Consider the following 19,494-nt stretch of genomic DNA (forward strand, 5'->3'; position numbering starts at 1 on the left):
ATCCCTAAGCCATTTCAAAACATAAAAAAAAGCGATTCCAATTGAAGAATCGCTTTTTTTACACTAATATATTTTGAAATTATTAGAACTCAGCATTTACATCCCAAGATTCTAAAATTTCCTTAATTCTCTTGATAAACATTCCTCCTAAAGCTCCGTTTACAACTCTGTGGTCATAAGAGTGAGAAATGAACATTTTATGACGGATTCCGATGAAATCACCTTCTGGAGTTTCAATTACAGCAGGAACTTTACGAATTGCTCCTAATGCTAAAATTGCAACTTGTGGTTGGTTGATAATTGGTGTTCCAAATACAGAACCAAAACTTCCAACGTTTGTTACTGTATAAGTTCCTCCTTGAATATCATCTGGTTTTAAAGCTCCTTTTCTTGCTCTTACTGCTAAATCATTTACAGTTTTAGTCATTCCAACTAAATTTAAACGATCCGCATTTTTGATTACAGGAACAATTAAGTTTCCATCAGGTAAAGCAGCAGCCATTCCTAAATTGATATTTCCTCTTTTGATAATTTTATCACCATCTACAGAAATATTAATTAATGGGAATTCTTTGATTGCTTTTGCTACAGCTTCCATAAAAATTGGAGTGAAAGTAATTTTTTCTCCTTCTCTTGCGAAGAATTGATTTTTCACTTTATTTCTCCAGTTTACGATATTTGTAACATCTACTTCGATAAATGACTGAACGTGTGCAGAAGTTTGCACTGAAGCAGTCATATGGTGAGAAATCATTTTCCCCATACGAGACATTTCAATGATTTCGTCATTTCCATTTACAGAAATTGGTGTTGCAGCTGGTTTTGATGCTTCTGCTTTTGGTGCAGTTGCAACAGCTGGTTTTGCAGCAGGCTTAGGAGCTTCTGCTTTTGGTGCGTTATTTCTGTTTTTAATATATGCTAAAATATCGTTTTTTGTAACTCTTTGGTCTTTTCCAGTTCCAACAATTGCTTCTAATTCATCCATTGAAACACCTTCCTCAGAAGCGATATTTCTTACTAATGGAGAAAAGAATTTTCCTGAAGCTGATGTTTTGTCAATTGTAGTTTTTGTTTCAACAGCTTTCTCAATTGTTTTTTCCACTTCAGCAACAGCAGCTGGAGCTTCTTCTTTTGTTTCTGTTGTTGTAGCTTCACCACCTTCTGTCTCAATGATAGCGATTGTTTGACCTACAGCAACTACATCATCTGCTTCAAATAGTCTTTCAACTAATACTCCTTCAACTTCACTAGGCACTTCCGAATCAACTTTATCTGTTGCAATTTCTACAATTGCTTCATCTAATTCAATAGTATCTCCTACTTCTTTTAACCAAGATGTAATTGTTGCTTCTGCAACACTTTCGCCCATTTTAGGCAATTTAAGTTCAAATCTAGCCATAATTATAAGTTGTTTTCTGCTGCGAATTTAATGAAAAAGATATGATTTTTTAAATAAGGTCTTGTTAAAACTATTCTTTAAAAAGAATTATAATTAAATATTATGAAACAAAAATCGTTTTTTATTAATTATTATTCAAAAATAAACAACAAATTATTATTATAATATATTTTAAAAAATAATAAATTAAACATTTAATAAATCCTGTTTTTTATTTTAAAATATTCGCAATCACTTTAACAGTTAGCATACTTTTTTTATTGAATTTATAAAATAAACCAATTTTACTGTTTTTTTGATTTCAAAAAGTCAATATTATAAACTATTTTTTATTCATATTGTATTTTTTGACATTTTAATTCGAGACGTAATTATTTTAACATTTATATTTAAAATAAAACAAATCATTCCAAAACAAATACAAATAAACCTGTACAAAATGAATTTATACAGGTTTACTCTTGTTCAAAAATACTCTCAAAAAAATTTATATAGTCATCGAAAAAATTCTAGTTTCTGGTTTATTTTCGATTAATCTTAAATCGAAAGCCATACAGATATTTCGGATAAACATTCTTCCTTCTTCGTGAACTTTTAAACCATTTTCATGAATTTCTAAAAGTCCATCTTCTTTCATTTCTTGTAATAAATCCAAACACATTGGAAGTTCCTCAAATTGTAATTTCTCATCTTCCCAAGAAGTTTCCAAATTACACATGATATTCAAGATATGTTTTCTTACAATCAAATCTTTTTCTGTCAATAAATGTCCTCTATACACAGGGAATTTGCCTTCATTTACAATTCTTTGATAATCTTCTACTTTCTTTTCATTTTGCGCAAAACTATACCAAGAATCCGCAATTGATGAAACTCCTAGTCCAATCATCAATTGTGTTTTTCCTGCTGTATATCCCATAAAATTTCTATGTAATTTGTGATTTTCCATCGCTTTATACATAGAATCCGTTGGTAAAGCAAAATGATCCATTCCTATTTCTTCATATCCATTATCAAAAAATAATTGCTTTCCTAACTCATACAAATGTCTTTTTTCAGAATCTTTAGGCAAATCATTTTCATCAAAACCTCTTTGTCCAACACCTTTTACCCAAGGAACATGTGCATAACTATAGTAAGCAATTCTATCTGGTTTTAATTCAATTGTCTTTTTAATTGTCTCACGAATACTTTCTTCCGTTTGAAAAGGTAAACCAAAAATCAAATCATGACTTACAGATTCATAACCAATTTCTCTTGACCAATCCGTGATTTTTTTCACCTCTTCAAAAGTTTGAATTCGATGAATTGCTTTTTGTACTTTTGGATCATAATCTTGAATTCCAAAACTATTTCTTTTAAACCCTAAATCGAATAACCCTTGAAGTTGTTCTTTTGAAGTGTGATTTGGATGTCCTTCAAAACTATAATCAAAAGTTTCCGTTCTTTCTGCTCTTTCAAAAATTCCATCAATTAATTTTTTCAAATTTTCCATAGAAAAGAAAGTTGGTGTTCCTCCTCCAAGGTGAATTTCACGGATTTTTGGTCTTTCTTCAAACAAATCACAATACAGATTCCACTCTTTTAAAACCGTATCAATATATGGTTCTTCTACTTCATGTCTTTTTGTAATTCGCTTATGACAAGCACAAAACGTACATAAACTTTCACAAAATGGTAAATGAATGTAAAGGGAAATTCCTTCTGTATCATTACTTTCTTGGAAAGATTTTTTAACTGTTTTTTTCCAATCCTCCAAGGCAATTCCTTCTTTATCCCAAAAAGGAACAGTTGGATAACTCGTATATCGAGGTCCTGGAATGTTATACTTTTGAATTAATTTTGAGTTCATCATCACTTTTTTCTACTTCGATATTTTGAATATTTTTAATTAAAAACATCCAAAATTAAATTCACTTTTCTAATGCAAATTTACACAAATTAAAACCTGTAAAATCATGATTAAAATCATATTTCAAGAAGAATGGTTTTTCGTAAGCTTAATTAGATTCACTTTAAATAAAAAAGTCTTTAAACTAAAAAAACGAGTTTACTTTGCTTAAAAAACAAAACAAACTCGCTTCTTGATTAAAAAAAATACTACGACTAAAGTAATTCCATTTTTGGGAAAAGCACTTTGTTTTCGAGTTGTAAATATTCTTTGAAATTCTTGACAAAACAATTTAGAATTTTAAGTGTACTTTGATATTTCTCTTTAAGAGCATTCATTTCGACCAATTCTTCGATTCTATTTAAAATTGCTTTGATAAAATTTTGTTCTTCTTTAAATAAAACAAAAATCTTTTGAAGATCCTGTTCAGGAGAAGTTTCTTCCAAAATAGTTTCTTTTCGGGCATTTGGGAAAAGGAAATATTTTTCTTTGTGTAAGTGTAGTTTAAAATTCGCTTCAAGAGCTGTTAAAAGTTCAAAAACTTCGATAAAATCTTTATAAAACTCTGCATCATTTGCCATATTACTTGAGAAAATATAACGCAAATTAGATAAGGAATTATTCAGATATTTGTTTCTAGATTTTTCCATATAATCGATTAAAAAATCTAAATCAATTTCTTCATTATTGAATTCTATATTTGCTTGCGACAAATCGATTAGCAAATTATTCCCATCAATTTTGGTGTTTTTACAAACATCCTCCACAGTGCTTTTGGATTCATCAAAAAAATTAATGTTATGTTTTTTTAAAATCCATGCAGAACTAAAATTCTCATTCGCTAATTCTGCCAATGTTTTTTCTTTCATAAAATGAATTGGGGTTTAAAAAATTGGACAAAAAAATTAAAAAACAACCCTACAAAGTTACACAACAAATTGCTTTTCAAAACTTTATAAAAGCTTAATATTTTTAAATTAACAGAAACTTTAACAATGGCTTAAAGTTGTTTTAAAGTTTCTACTATTTTTATTCATTTTAAGAATAAAAAAACTTGAAAACTCTAAAATATTTGAAGAGAATTAAATCTAAAAATTTAAACAAAAAAACACCAATCAAATTGATTGGTGTTTTCCTTAATATATAAAAATAGTTCGCTTATTCTTTATGTAATTTTTCTTTAAATAAAACTTTACCATTTTCTTTTACAATCACAAAATACAATCCTGAAGCATAAGAATTCATATTCCATTCTATCACACCATCATTTTCTTTAACAACTTCTCTCTTCACTTTATTTCCTCTCATATCATAAATTTCAAATTCTTTTTGAGAATTATTTCCTTCAGCAAAATTGAATTTAATATTTACAAAATCTTTAGTTGGGTTTGGAGCTAAAATTATATTTGTTTCTTTATCAAGTGATATAAATTCATCATTAGCAACTTCTCTACCCCAAGTACATTTTTGCATTTCTAATTTAAGTAATCTACTACACTTAATTGTTTTGTCTTTATCTTGAATTTCTCCTTCAATATAAAGAACAACATATCCTCCTGGGAATGATTGACCTGCATTTATATATAAATTTTGGTTTATAGAACCTCCAGGAGCAATTCCGAATGCACTAGGACTTATTGTTACATTTCCAGAAACAACAGTTACTGTTGCATTCATAAATGCTGGCATTGGATTAGAAATAAAGAAATCATAAATAAATATACATTCATCAAACTCATTTAATTCAATATTTTTCAATTTACTTCCAACTTCAAGCTTACATTCACATGATTCAATTTCTAAATTCATAGTACCATAATCTTTTGTACAATATCCATTACTTAATTTAATTGCATATTCTCCTGGTTCTTCTAAAGGTAAATTAGACATATACCCTGAACCTGTCATTGTAACATTTCCATCATGTATCCAGCTCCAGTTTGTAAAACTTGTATTTGGTCCAATTAAATATGGATCTCCTGGATAGTTTCCATAAATATAATCTTTACAAAATGAGTAACATCCTTTTGGGAAAATCCAGAAAAACTCTTCAGGATCTTTTGGAACCTTAATAGTGTTTGTTACTTCACAACCTGAGCTATTTCTAAATCTAACTTGGTATGGTCCTCCTCTGGTTACAGTAATTGCACTTCCACTTTGTCCATCACTCCAAGTATATGTTCCAGGAGTAGTTGGTCCTGAAGCATAAATTTCAACAACATAAGGTGTACAGCTAATAACATTAAAACTTAAATTAACTGGTGCTGGTTTTGGGTTTACAGTTACAATATGACTTTTTTGAGACTCACAATAACCTCCTGTTCCATTTGGAATTTTAGCTTTAAGAGTATAAGTAACTGTAAAAGGAGAAGTTCCTATATTTATTTCTTGAAATGATAAATTAGTTTCATCATCAAATGCTGTTAAATGAGCACCATTTCGATACCATTCATACAAGATTCCCGGGTCTGAACCAGCAGAACCATTTAAATAAACAAAATCATAAGAACATACATCTGTAGATCCACTAATTTTAATGTCTGGCTTATTTATTATTGTTAAGTTTTTAGAAGGAATATCTTTTCTTTTACACCCAAAATCATCTGTAACCTCAACCCAATAATTTCCAGAACTTAGATTTGCTGTATATGTATTTGTAGTAGTCATTGCTAGCAATTGATCTTCAGACATCCAATAATAATTTGAAGGAACTGTTGTACCTGTATTTATATATGCTAATGTTACAGAATTTCCTTCACATGTAGAATTTGGCATAATATGTAAATCTCCATCTAAACCATTTTCATCTACATCTATTGTTTGTGTAAAAGTAGCAGAACATCCTAAAGGATTTGTAACAGTTAAAGTAATACTCTTCATTCCAAAATTTTCAAATTCAACAATAGGATCTGGAACATTTACACTAAAATTATCACCGCTTCCACTAAAATCCCATGCATATTGAAAATTAGGATTAAAAGAAGAAACATTAAATGCAATTGGTTCTCCTTGACAAACTGAAGTATCCGAAGAAAAGTTTGCAACTGGATATGGATCTAAATCAATTGTTACGCTAGCAGTACAAGAAGGAAAAATTGTTGTTCCATCTGTTCCTGTAATTGATAAATCAAATGTGTGACTTCCTGCTCCTCTTAATATAGTTACAGAATTATTCGTTCCACTTGATAGAATTGTTCCACTCTCAGAAAAAGTATAATTCGTTAAATTTACCGCAGAAAAATAACTTGAATCATCTAATAATTCTATTTCATACATTCCTGGTGTTGTACTACAAGTTACTTTATATTTTAAATCTGCTACATAAGGAATTAAAATGGATTTAAATTCTTCTATTTTACAATAAGGAGAAGGATAATTAGCTATTATATGTGTTGTATAGATTCCTGGTTCTGTAAATGTATAATTTGCTGTTGCAGAAGTTGAACTTCCAACAATATTCATTTTTGAATCGGTAGTTACCCACTGCGTGCTTACAGGAGTTAATCCTGTAAAAGTTGCACTAGAGCTTCCTGTTAAACACCCTGTATTAGAAGTTGTTATATTTACTGTACTTGGATTAGGTGTACACCCACCTCCAGGCGACGTACAATTTGAAATATTCACCTCATCTGTTTGTGTAGAACATCCATAAGAGTTTTCAATAATTGCATAATAATTTCCTACTGCATTTATTTCTGAAGTTATAGATGTAACATTTGTTGCAATTAAAACATTTCCGTTATTTGGATTTGTATCATTATCTCTATACCATTTTATCGTAGTTGTTGTTCCAAATCCACTCTGAATATTAGCTGTTAATGTATAGGTGAATGTACTCCAGTCACTAACTGTCACATGATTATATGGAGAGATATTAACATTTGGTGTTGGACTTACAATAACAGGATGTACTTCTGTAATTACAGCATCACAGCCATTTGGATTAATAATTGTCACAACAACATCTCTTGTTATATTTCCACCAGCAATATTAGCAAAATCATGTGTAACAGAAGCACCTGATGCAAATGACCCATCATCAAAATCCCATTCTATAGAATCAAAACTTGACAACCCTGATACAGAAAAGCTATTTATATCTTCAGCACATGTTGAACTTGGTGCACTAACAGTGAATGTTGGACTTCCTTGTATTATTATTTCTTTTTCAAATTCAAATATTTTCCCACATTTATTTACTTCTAAAATTAATTCAACTGTTTGATTTACTGCTCCAATTTGATTCCATAAAACTGTTATCTCATTAGTTCCATTACCCAAAGAAACTCCTCCAAGCGAAGAATCATCAACATACCAATTAAAACTATCAACATCTGTCAACATGCTTCCAAATAAATCTTGTGCTTTATAAACTTCATAAGTACTTGGACATACAAGACTACTTCCTGAAATATTTGCGTTAACTTCTTTTACAGTTAATGTTTTTGTAAATACAGCTGATTCACAATATGGTTGTTCTATAGATACATATTTACACTGTATTTCATAGCTACCACCAGTGTAAGAAGAATCAAAAATTGCCGTTACTTCATCTCCTGAAGTTGAACCTACTATTACTCCACCAGTAATTGACCACTCTCCTGTTGCTTCACTATTAGATGGTATTGAAAATTCATGTGGAACATCTAAGCAAATTTCATCTTCTCCTGTAATTGATGTTGGCGGCTCTGGTGATTCTTTAACTTTAACTCGCAAAGGACTTGTAGAACAAGCATCTCCTGCAACATCAATTACATACGTTCCTTCTTGTGTAAAAGTATAATTAATTGATGATTGATTTGAAATCACAGTTGTCGTATAATCTGGTTTTTTAATAATCCAGTTTTCTGTACTTCCTCCCAAAATATTAAAAGTTCCAGTTTGCCCAATACAAAAAGAATCATCTCCTGTTATTGTTACTGGAGCTTCAATTTTAATTTTTTTAATCGCTTCACCACCACATCCTAAAAGTGTATTTTTATATTTAGCTTTTAAGTAAATTGTTCCTGGAGTACCATATGATTGTAAAACTATTTCATTACGTTGATCTGTTTGTAACATATTCACCATTCCTGGCGCTCCAATTATTGACCATTCTACTTCTGTTGTTGGCCATTGAGGTAATGAATATACATTGTCTTCATTAGGACATATCAAATCTTTTCCTTCAATATCTCCTTTTACTTTAATAACTGGAACTTTCACTGAAATATGAGCATCACAAGCAATATCACAGCTAGAAAGATCTAATGCTAAATTACCAAATCCTGTTTCATCAACATTATTCCAAATTACTTGAACCATATTGAAATCTTGATTTACAATATCTCCTCCAAATGCTTTCCAATTTAAATATCCACCGCATAAATCAGCAATATAATCTGGAACTGTATATGTAGCTATTTCTCCTTCACAAACAACACTTGGACAATCAATAGGAATTTCATCCTTCATTACTATAATTGTTGCTTTATGATATGCTTTACATCCACACTCATTTGTAACTTCTAACGTAACTATATATTCTCCTGGCTCTGGATAAGAAAATACTGGTTCATAAGCATATGAAACAGAATTTGGAATTCCATTTGTAGGATCTCCATCTCCAAAATCCCATTTATACGAATATAATTCTGAACCTCCGTTTGTTGAAGATAAATTCTTGAAATAAATATCAGAATTTATACAAGCCGTATAATCTTTTAATGGTTCAGGAAAAGGACTGATTGTAAATAATGCTTCTGGAGAAATTTTAATTGAAATACAAACATTCTCTGTGATTATTTCTCCATTTGATAATTTTATTTCTGCACTAATAGAACCAGAACCATCTCCCCCCCAAGAAACAGTTGCTGATGTTCCACTAGCCGATGTTAAATCTCCTCCTGTAACTGACCAGTCTACACTAACAATACCTGAATAGTTATCAGCTAAAATAGAATAGTTCACTTCACTACCTGAGCAAACTCCAATACATTCTGAATCTAAAATTTCTTCTTCAGAATCTTTTTCATCTTGTCTATAATCTATACAACTTACCTCTGTATCCCATGTTATGGCATAATTGGTTTGTGCATAAATTAAACTTGGAAAAAATATGCTAAACGAGAGTAGCATTAATAGTATTCTTTTTCTTAAAAGAAATACTTGTTTTAATAGGTTAATACGTTTCATTTATATATTACTTAAATTTCATTACCGAATTTAAACGGTAAAAACATATTTTTCAATAGAAATATTAAATTTTTATGAAAAACATAATTAAGTAAAATATAAAAAATAGTTATATATTTAACAGCTAATATCCGTAACTGATAGATTTTCAGTTAACTATAAAATATATCTTATTTTTTAAAAATCCAAGAAACCCCTCAGTACTTTTTCCGTGATTTTAAAAAATCACCCTGTATCAAATTTAACAATGGATTTTTTCACTTTTTTTTCAACATTGTGAATTTTATCAAAAAGTTGCCTAAAAACGATTTTTTTCTAAAAAATATTATCATTTTAATTGATAATAAAATATTAACAATCAATAATTTGAACACAAATTAAACATTAAAAACAGTAAGTTATTTATTTGTTTTAATTATTATTAATAAAGAAATATAAGGAAAGAAATAACTAATTAATACTTAGCACGAAAAATTGAAAATGATAAAAAAATGAAAGGATTTTAACTTTATTTGATATTTTACAAAAAGAAGGAAAATTCATTGCTTTATTTCCTTTTTAAAAAAGAGAAGAAACAATTAAAAAAAGCTACTTTTCAGTAGCTTTCTATTCGCATTTTATTTTTTTATTTCCAATGTTTCTCCGATTTTTAATAAATGTAAATCTCGGTGTGCATCAATAAACTTTCGAACTGCTGCATCATGGTCAATTTTGATATAACCAAATGTATCATAATGATACCCTAAAATATTTGTACATTCTAAGAAATCTGCCGCAATAATAGCATCCTCTACTCCCATTGTAAAATTATCTCCAATTGGTAAAATAGCTAAATCTAAATCATGACGCATTGGAATCAACTTCATATCCATTGTTAATGCAGTATCTCCAGCAATATAAATTGTCGCATCATCATTTGCGATGATAAAACCTCCTGGTTGTCCTCCATAACTTCCATCAGGGAAAGAACTTGTATGCACTGCATTTGTATAAGTTACTTTTCCAAAATCAAATTCCCAAGAACCTCCATGATTTAATGGATGACCATCAATTCCTTTTTCTCCAAAATAGTTTACAATTTCATAATTAGAAACTACTTTTGCTCCAGTTCTTTTTGCAATCGCTTCTACATCTAAAATATGGTCTTGATGCGCATGTGTGATTAAAATATAATCTGCTTCTAAAGTATTTATATCAATATCTTTTGCCAATTCATTTGCAGTAATAAATGGATCTACAATGATATGTTTTCCGTTTGTTTCTATAGATAAGGATGCGTGTCCTAAAAATGTAACTTTCATAATTTTTGTTTTTCTGTATTAAACCGTCAGATTTAAAACTAAGAAATATTTTAACATCATGAAAAGTAGATTTGATTTAAAATAGAACTTTCTTGAGTGTATATTTTATACAAATGATTTTAAAGAATCTACAGTTGCATTTTTACACAATGTTTTTCTATTTCTACACTCTGTTTTTGCATTTTTCCTCACTGCAATTGCATTTTTTCACAATGCTTTCTTATTTCTGCAAACTGCTTTTGCATTTTTCATCACTGCAATTGTATTTTTTCACAACGTTTTCTTATTTCCGCACACTGCTTTTGTATTTTTTATCGCTGTAATTGCATTTTTAAACAACGTTTTCCTATTTACACACAATGTTTTATGTTTTTATTTTCTCTTAATAATTAATTCTTTTCCACACTATTTATTGAGAATATTTACGGATATTTATATAACCTAAATAATAAGTTTATGATAAAAATTGATACTCTAAAAGAGGTAAATTGCTCTATTGAAGAAGGCGGCATTGTGATAAATGATTCTTTAAATGCCACAAATCTAAATTTTGACGCTGATTCCATCGCTATTTATGATGAAAATCTAGCTACTTTTTGGTCTTTAGACCTAGAACAATGTAAATTATATCGATTAAAAAAAGATTTAATTAAGCGTAAAGACATAAAGAAAATAATTATTTCTAAAAGTTTAAATCATATTTACATTAGATGTTTTGCTAAGAAAACTATAGACGTATTTGACTTAACCAACTTAAAAAAAATTGCTAGTTTTAAGCATAATGATTGGGTAAAAGACATGGATTTTTGTGAATCTACAAAAATATTGGTTTCTTCAGATGGAAAAGGTTTTTGGTACCAATGGAATTTGGAAGAATTAGATTTAGAAAAAAAAGGTAAAGCAAAAAAGTCAAAAAAAGTTTTTGCTAGAATTAAAATAGCACAAAATGGAAAATTTATCCTTACGAATTCTTATAATTACTCTGTAAATCAATTTATAATTTGGGATTTAGAAACCGGAAATCCAATTTATGAATCTGATGAAAGTAATAATGCAGATAACCAATTTAAAGTAAATACATATACTGGTGAATTTGAAATTGGTGGATTTATAGATGATGAAACTGTATTATTATATAGTAATTATAATATCAAAAGTTATATTCCTGCAAATGAAAAAAAATATTTTGAATTATTTGAATATAATTTTAAAACGAATCAATTAAAAAAATCGGAATTTGATGGAACCATTGCTGATATTTCTTCTTCATGCCAACATCTTGTCATTAAAAATCCAATGAATCCTCCGACAATTTTAACTACCGAAAATAAAACTATTACAACTATTCCTTTTAAATGGGATTTAAAAAATGCTGTATTTTCAACAGATGATATGCAAGTAATTTTAACTCCAAATGTTGGAACAAGTTTTATTTATACAATAGATAATTAATAGCATTTATTTTTTCATTTTTTACGATAATAAAAAAAACTAGCTCCAAAAGAGCTAGTTTTTCAAATGTAAAAACAAGTTTAATTATTAAAATCTATATTTTAAACCAGCAGATAAATCGTTGTTATTAAAATCTGGGATTACATTTTTGTTGTCTGAATTTATTCTATTATAATTTGCATTAATAGATAGATTTTCCAGCATAAACCATTCAGCATTTACACCATAACGAAAAGAACTGATTTCACTTCCAGTTGTAAATGTTCCAACAAGTCCTAAACCAAAAGCTTTTGTGAAATAATATGTGGTTTCTAAATTAAATTCAAATGCATTTTTAAAATCTTCAAAATCAATAAAACTAATAGCAATTCCACCATCAAAATAACTTCCATTTCCTAAATCTTGTGCATGAAAATTAGAAAGTGTAAATGTATTTGAACTTCTAAAATCTGCATCTACTTTTTTATACCCTAAATTCAAAGTAGAATTTTCGGCAATGTATTTTCCAGCAGTAATTGCATATGTATTTGTAGTAGTTTCAGGATTCGATTTTACTTTTGTTTTAGTGTAATAAGCATTTGCTAACCAACCTGAAGATTTATGTACATAATTTCCTGCAAAATTTATAGTATTTAAATCTAATTTTTCTCCAGAAGATTCAAATTTTCCTAATCCAAAAGAAGCATGAATTCCAGATGCTCGATCAAAAAAAGTTGCCAAAGCTAATGGTCCTTTAGAATTATCTACTTTTCCAAAATAATAAGTCAAACCTACCATTCCGTGCTTTGTTTTTGAATTTGGCGTGAATGCATCACTATATTTTGTGTCTGTAAAAAAATAATCTGCATTTGCTTCAAAATTAAAACCTTTTGCAGAAGATTCTTCTTTTTGCTGTGCAAAACTATTTTGGCTTAAAAAGGCGAAAATCACGATTGCAAGACTAGCTAAAAATTTCTTTTTATTGCAGTTCATCTTTATTTGTTTTTAGTATTTAATTCTTTTGTATCATACACAATTTTACCATCAACAATTGTCATAATACTTTTAGTTTCTACAATTTTTTCTACAGGAATTGTAAGAATATCTTGAGATAAAACAGCAATATCCGCTAACATTCCTTTTTTAATTTGTCCTTTATGGTGCTCTTCAAATTCCGCATATGCAGAACCTTTTGTAAATCCATCAATCACTTCTTCCCTTGTCAAAGATTCATTCGAATCTAATGGATGATTTAAAGCGAAAGCAAAAGCAGAAAAAGGTCCTTCCACTCCTTCAGTACCAAATGCTAAAGGAATATTTGCATTTAATAATGATTTCATTTTAAAGAAATGTGTTTCATGTCCAAATCTTGATTTCACAATATCTGCTAAAACTAAATGATGTGGTTGTTGAACGACAATTGCTCCAAGATTAGCTGCTCTAGGAATTAAATCTTCTACAACCCCATCTCCATGTTCCATACGTACACGTTTAGATTTCCAATCTACACCTTTCATCGATTCCATCGTGTTAATAATTATCTCTGCTGAACGATCTCCATGTGTGTGAAATAAAACTTGCCCTCTCCACTCTGTATCAGGATTTGCAAGAATTTCTTTGATTTCTGAATTTGTAAAAGACATTTTTCCTTTCCAATTTGGTTTATCAGCATATTCTTTTCTAATAGCTGCAACACGCTCCATTGGTGTTCCATCTAAAAACCATTTTGTTCCAGTAGCTTTTACCAATTTATTTTCAATTGGATATGTTGGAAGATTTTTAGATTCTTCTGTATCTCTTCCTGTTGGAGTAGTATTTGGCATACGAATATATCGCACACGAATCGGAATTTTTGAATCTTCTAAAACTTTCAAATATCTATCTGGAGCTAAAATTGGCATATCTTGGATAGAAGTAACTCCATTACTTAAAAGTTCTTCTGTTTGTGCTTTCATCGCTTCTGTCAATTGTTGGTCATTTAAATTAAAATCCATCAACTGACGACGTAAAGGCCATTGTGCATATTCATGAAATTTTCCTGTGATAACATCTGAACCTTCTTTACGAATAAACCAACCACCAAGTGGATCTTTTACTTTTTCATCCAATCCAAAAAGCTTCATTGCTTTTGTATTAATAATTTCTCCATGACTAAACCAAGTAGAAATATAAACAGGATGATTTGGAGCAATTTTATCTAAAGAAAAACGATCTGATTTTTCATCATCAATTACTTTTACTCCAGCCAAACCTGTAATCCACGTTCCTTCTGGAACTTCTTTTACTGCTTTTTTAACAGCTTCTAAAACTTGCTCCCAACTTGGCTCCCATGGCAACTTAATTTGATGTCCAACTGGTGCATTCGAAAACGAGTGGAAATGTGCATCATTAAATCCAGGAATTACCAAATGATTTTGCAAATCAATTTTCTCTGTATCTTCTGCTGCTAATTTTAAAACCTCTTCTGTTGTACCAACTGAAATAATTTTATTACCCTTTATAGCGATTGCTTCCACTATTGGATTTTCAGTATCTGCGGTATAAACTTTTCCATTAATCAATACTTTATCCGCGATTATCATCTCTGAATCAGGATTGCTTCTTCTACTTTTACAAGAAGAAAATAGAAAAAGCATGCACAATACGGTAAGCGAAAATACTTGCTTTAATTTTTTCATCACTACTATTTTTTTAGTTACTATTAAATTGTATTGTGCAAAATTACTTGTAGCAAGTATTGTTTTAGATATTAATAGTGAGGTAATAATTATGAAAAATTAGGAATTGCAGATTTTTAAAAAGTTGTAGTTTAGAAATAAAAAACAAATATTAACTGGCATGCTTTTGTAATGAATGTCAATTATCTCTTACAATTTTTATAATTACAAGTTTCTATTTCGTTCAGTCATTTATAAAAAACTACTATTAAAGCTTTTTTAATCCAACCGAACTTCCACTTTTACAATCTTCGAAACTTCATCAAAATCTTTTACCCAAGCAAGAAACAATTCTCTATCTGATTTTTTGGTTATAACTGGATAACGATTAAATCCTTTTATATCAGAAATTGGAATTATATCTGACGTTCCATTGTTATAAATAATATGTAAAACAATTCGTTGTTGTCCGTCTTCCGTGATTTCTTCGTAAGTAATCAAATAATTTCCATCAGTGTCAGCAATCATTTGTGGATGTTTCCCGATAGAAGTCACAATATTTGATTGTGAAAAATCAAAAGATTCATTCACTTTTTCTACAAATGTAATTCCTTGCTTTCCATCTGCTCCTGTATACCAAACAATCCCTGTTGTTTTTCCGTTGAAAGCAATGGAAGGCCCAGTGTGTGGACAACCTTTTAATTTCCAATTATCAGGAGAAATTCGTTTTGCAACAGAAAAATTTTCTCCATTATCTTCGGAAGTAATATTATAAATATCTCGATATTTTCCTGCGACAATATTTCGAAAAGCAATGTCAATTTTTCCATTGTGATTTACAAATAAATCTGTTCGACAACACTGACAAGTTCCTGTTGAAAGTACTTTTTCATTTTTAAATTCCCCTTTTTTATTAGATTTTGCAAAATACAAACTACTTCCTTCCTTCACTTTTTTTGGTTTTCGATTGTCTAACCAAATGATTCCAATGGTTCCATTTTTTAAAAGAGCTACATCATAAAAGCTTTGACTTCCAGAAGCTTTATCTTTTACTAATTTCTGTTTTTCAGTCCACGTTTTTCCTTTGTCTTTTGAAATTGAATAATAAATAAATCCACCATATTTATTTTGTTTTGTAGCAGCTTTTATTCTAAATATTGCAATTGTATTTCCAAAAGAATCTTCTATAATTTTCGCCATACTTTCTGCATGAATTTGCATTTCTTTGGAAGTCGAAACTGTTTGAATTTCACTTTGTTTTAAATCTTTATACTTTAAAATTGAAGTATGGTTTGAGTCAATTTCTTCCGACCAATTTAATATCAATTTATTCTGATTTTTAGAAAAATATGGTCCAGAAGCAGAATATTTATTTTTAGAAATAATTTCTTTTCCTGAAAGTTTTACTTCAAAATTGGAAGTTTTTCGTACTGTTTTTTTCTCTTTTGAACAAGAAATAATAAAAAGTAAAAAGATGATTGGGATTATTTTTTTGAACATATATTTTGTTGTTTATAAGGTAAAGGAGTGTGTAGAAACACACTCCTAATTTTTGAATTGATTTTGGATTCTAACTTCGGCTTCGCTCAGTCTTCATGACAATACAAACTCTAGAAACAATGGACACACTTTACAAAAGTGCGCCAGAGTTATTTTTGGCTTTTGAGTTTAGTTTTGACTTCGGCTTCGCTCAGTCACCACAATCAATATTTAAAATTGATATTTAATTCCTAAATCAACTGTTGCTGGAGCTCCTGGAGTAAAAGAAGTTCTTCCCCATCTTGTTGCAGTTCTTGTCGAATATAATTTATCAAACACATTGATAAAATTCGCCCAAACCTTTACATTTTTAAATGAATAACTTGTTCTTAAATTGAATAAATCATATCCAGCATATTCTGTCGTATTCGCTTCATCTGTGTAATAATGATTAATATGTTGCCATTCCATTGCAATACGAAAACCTTTTAAATAATTTGGTGTATAAGCAATTTCTGTGTTTGAAATCCAACTTGGAGCAGTTGGCATTGTTTTTCCGCTATAATCTTTTGCAGCTTCACCATTTTGAATTTGCGTTACATAATCGACAAATTCATGTTGTGAAAAAGCTCCACTCGTTCTAAAATGAATTTGCTTAGATGGTGCAAATCGGAAAGAATATTCTAAACCATAATGTTTCGTTTCTCCAGCATTTCGATTTTCAAAAATCTTTCTATCTCCATCTTTTACTGTAACAGAAACGATTTCATCTTTTCCTTTTAAATAATAAGCAGCAATATCTATGTAAACTTTTTCATTGAAAAATGTTTTCCATAAACCAATTTCATAATTTGTAAATTTCGCAGGATCCAGCTCTGGAACAAAAGATCTTTTGTATAATTCCCCAACACTTGGCGGCACAAATCCTTTACTGAAATTCCCATAAATATTGAAGTTATTTTTTAAATTAAGTACAGAACCAATTCTTGGCGTCATTGTATTAAAAGTTGTAACAGTACTTGGAGCTTTAAAATTTGCAGCATCTTCCAAACGATTTGTAAAATCATAATTAAAAGAATCAAAACGCAATCCTCCATTAATAATTAAATTCTCTAAAAGCGCATATTCTACAGTAATGTAACTTCCAATATTGATTAAATCAACAGCATAATTTGAACGGAAATTTCCTGTTTGTGTATAAGAAGTAAATTTTCCAACAGCATTTCTATAAACTTCAATTTCTTCTGCTTTAAAAGTATTTGGGCTAAAATCTAAACTGGCTCCAATATTAAATTTCAATCTTGCAGAAGGAATGCTTAAATTATGCTGAAAAATTGCGCCATAGCTATTAAAACCATTTTCATTTAATTCTCCGAAAGTAAAAGAATCATTCTCCGTTCCGTTGTCAATTCTATAAGAAGGATTTTGCGCAATTGAATTTTCTCTATAAATAAAAGTAAAAGAAGTTAAGTTATTTTCATTCCATTGATTTGTTAAAGTAGAACGCAAACGAAATGCTAAAACATCACGAAAAGTAAATGTATGGTTTGAAGAAAAATCTTTATTATAAAACTTTTCTTCACCAATACTTCCACTCATATCACTATGATATTTTATATGAGAAAAAGTAGTTGTCCATTTTAATTTATCTGAAAATTCATGATTAATTTTTCCAGATAAAGCAGTTTTATTAAAATCTCCATATTCTCTGTAACCATCTGTAATTCTTGCTCTATAACCTCCAAGATAAACACCTGTTTTTCCGAAAGTTTTTGAAATATTCATATCCGCTCTTTCATATCCATTTGAATTTCCTCGAATAGAAATTGCACCAGATAAATCAGTTGTCGGATTTGCAGTTAAAAAATTAATTGCTCCACCAACAGCTTCACTTCCGTAAAGCGAAGAATAAGGTCCACGAATTACTTCAATTTGTCTTGTTGCAGCAAGATTCATTTCTAAAAGTGCATTATGATTGAAAACTCCAGTTGGTCGAATCGGAATTCCATCTTCTAAATACAAGAATAAACTTTTTGTAGAAATTGGTTGACGAATCGACATCATATGTTGTTCATTTCCTAAATCAACCATATTTACACCAGCAATTTGATTTAAAACTTGATCTGCTGTGTTTGGTTCTTCTTCTTCAATTGTTTTTGCTGAAATCGCTGAAATTGCAATCGGAACTTTATTTCTATTTTGTGTAGTTCTTGAAGCAGAAACTACTACAGTTTCCAATTCTAAAGTAGATTCTTTTAATTTAATTTCTAAAAAAGAGTTTGTGATTTGTACTTTTTTAGAAATAAAACCAATCATTGAAACTTCTATAAATTGATTTTCTTTTACAATTTCTAAAGTAAATTCTCCAAATTCATTTGTTGTTGTCCATTCTTCAGAATTTTCAACAATTAAAGTAACACCAAGCAAAGGAGTTCCATTTTTTTCATTTAAAACTTTTCCTTTTATTGTATTATTTTGGGCATATGTTGTTAATCCCATTAGTAATATAATTACTAGAGATAAAATTATTTTTCTCATTTTCGAGTACGATTGATTGTATTGAAAAGCTGTTTGTTTTCAATAGTTTATTTAAAATTTCTTATTGTTTTTTTTGGGAAATTAAAGCTGTTTTTAGTGAACTAATTTTCCCAAAGTATGTAAATAATAGATTTCATTTCAAGACATAACTTTTCTCAAAAGCAAAAAATACTTTTGTAAAAGATTAGAAATCAAATCTATTTTGAATTAAGAAATTGGAGGTTTATCTAAATCGTAAATAAGATTAAAATAGGGAAGTTCTCTTGCAAAGTTTGGATTTTGAAGAGATATTTTTGGTTTTTTAATTTGAACAGAGGAAAAATCTAACAAACTAACAGGATATTTCGACATATCAATTTTTGGCAATGTAGAATGCCGATGTTCCTCTTCGTGATTATCTTCTTGATATGTTTTTTCTAATTGCTTTTTTAAATAACATTTTCCATTACAAGCAAGCGAAGGCTTATTTCGGTTTTCACACAAAACAGAAACAATATATTCTTTGTTCACATGATACTCTAAAACAGGCACAATTGGTCGAACCATTGCGACAAAATAAAGAATATAAAAAAAGATTCCTGCAACTTGTGATTTCATTATTTATTCAAAATAAAAGCAGGCAAA

Annotated in this window: 11 protein-coding genes; 1 reads left to right on the top strand and 10 read right to left on the bottom strand. The window is 29.3% G+C overall.

Annotation, left to right across the window (positions count from 1 at the left end):
* Positions 1-82: 82 nt before the first annotated feature.
* From I1A51_RS04420 to I1A51_RS04440, 5 genes are all read right to left on the bottom strand, one after another.
* Complete coding sequence (locus tag I1A51_RS04420) at positions 83-1,399, bottom strand: dihydrolipoamide acetyltransferase family protein (protein WP_196891499.1); 1,317 nt, start codon at positions 1,397-1,399, stop codon at positions 83-85.
* A 487-nt stretch (positions 1,400-1,886) separates the two neighbouring features.
* Positions 1,887-3,251 (bottom strand): oxygen-independent coproporphyrinogen III oxidase, encoded by a 1,365-nt coding sequence (gene hemN, locus I1A51_RS04425; protein WP_196891501.1) that lies wholly within the window; start codon positions 3,249-3,251, stop codon positions 1,887-1,889.
* A 254-nt stretch (positions 3,252-3,505) separates the two neighbouring features.
* Positions 3,506-4,159 carry a hypothetical protein gene (locus I1A51_RS04430; protein WP_196891502.1) on the bottom strand — a complete coding sequence of 218 codons (654 nt, stop codon included), beginning with the start codon at positions 4,157-4,159 and terminating at the stop codon, positions 3,506-3,508.
* A gap of 289 nt (positions 4,160-4,448) precedes the next feature.
* The gene (locus tag I1A51_RS04435) at positions 4,449-9,464 is read right to left on the bottom strand and encodes a T9SS type A sorting domain-containing protein (RefSeq protein WP_196891504.1); all 5,016 of its coding nucleotides are present in this window, start codon (positions 9,462-9,464) and stop codon (positions 4,449-4,451) included.
* 617 nt (positions 9,465-10,081) lie between these two features.
* The gene (locus I1A51_RS04440) at positions 10,082-10,765 is read right to left on the bottom strand and encodes a metal-dependent hydrolase (RefSeq protein ID WP_196891505.1); all 684 of its coding nucleotides are present in this window, start codon (positions 10,763-10,765) and stop codon (positions 10,082-10,084) included.
* A 456-nt stretch (positions 10,766-11,221) separates the two neighbouring features.
* On the opposite strand from I1A51_RS04440, the gene I1A51_RS04445 reads away from it, so the two are divergent.
* The gene (locus tag I1A51_RS04445) at positions 11,222-12,217 is read left to right on the top strand and encodes a WD40 repeat domain-containing protein (RefSeq protein WP_196891507.1); all 996 of its coding nucleotides are present in this window, start codon (positions 11,222-11,224) and stop codon (positions 12,215-12,217) included.
* An 87-nt stretch (positions 12,218-12,304) separates the two neighbouring features.
* Here I1A51_RS04445 and I1A51_RS04450 read toward each other — a convergent pair whose 3' ends face one another.
* From I1A51_RS04450 to I1A51_RS04470, 5 genes are all read right to left on the bottom strand, one after another.
* A complete protein-coding gene (locus I1A51_RS04450; RefSeq protein WP_196891509.1) occupies positions 12,305-13,189 on the bottom strand; it encodes a hypothetical protein in 885 nt (294 codons plus the stop codon).
* 2 nt (positions 13,190-13,191) lie between these two features.
* The gene (locus I1A51_RS04455; RefSeq protein WP_196891510.1) at positions 13,192-14,874 is read right to left on the bottom strand and encodes an amidohydrolase; all 1,683 of its coding nucleotides are present in this window, start codon (positions 14,872-14,874) and stop codon (positions 13,192-13,194) included.
* A gap of 258 nt (positions 14,875-15,132) precedes the next feature.
* Positions 15,133-16,353 carry a sialidase family protein gene (locus I1A51_RS04460; protein WP_196891512.1) on the bottom strand — a complete coding sequence of 407 codons (1,221 nt, stop codon included), beginning with the start codon at positions 16,351-16,353 and terminating at the stop codon, positions 15,133-15,135.
* Positions 16,354-16,563: 210 nt separating this feature from the next.
* The gene (locus I1A51_RS04465; RefSeq protein WP_196891514.1) at positions 16,564-18,870 is read right to left on the bottom strand and encodes a TonB-dependent receptor; all 2,307 of its coding nucleotides are present in this window, start codon (positions 18,868-18,870) and stop codon (positions 16,564-16,566) included.
* Between the two features lie 207 nt (positions 18,871-19,077).
* Positions 19,078-19,467, bottom strand: a complete 390-nt coding sequence (locus I1A51_RS04470; RefSeq protein WP_196891516.1) for a hypothetical protein — start codon at positions 19,465-19,467, stop codon at positions 19,078-19,080.
* Positions 19,468-19,494 lie beyond the last annotated feature (27 nt).

The organism is Aureivirga marina, from assembly GCF_015767265.1.
Classification (GTDB): Bacteria; Bacteroidota; Bacteroidia; order Flavobacteriales; family Flavobacteriaceae; genus Aureivirga; species Aureivirga marina.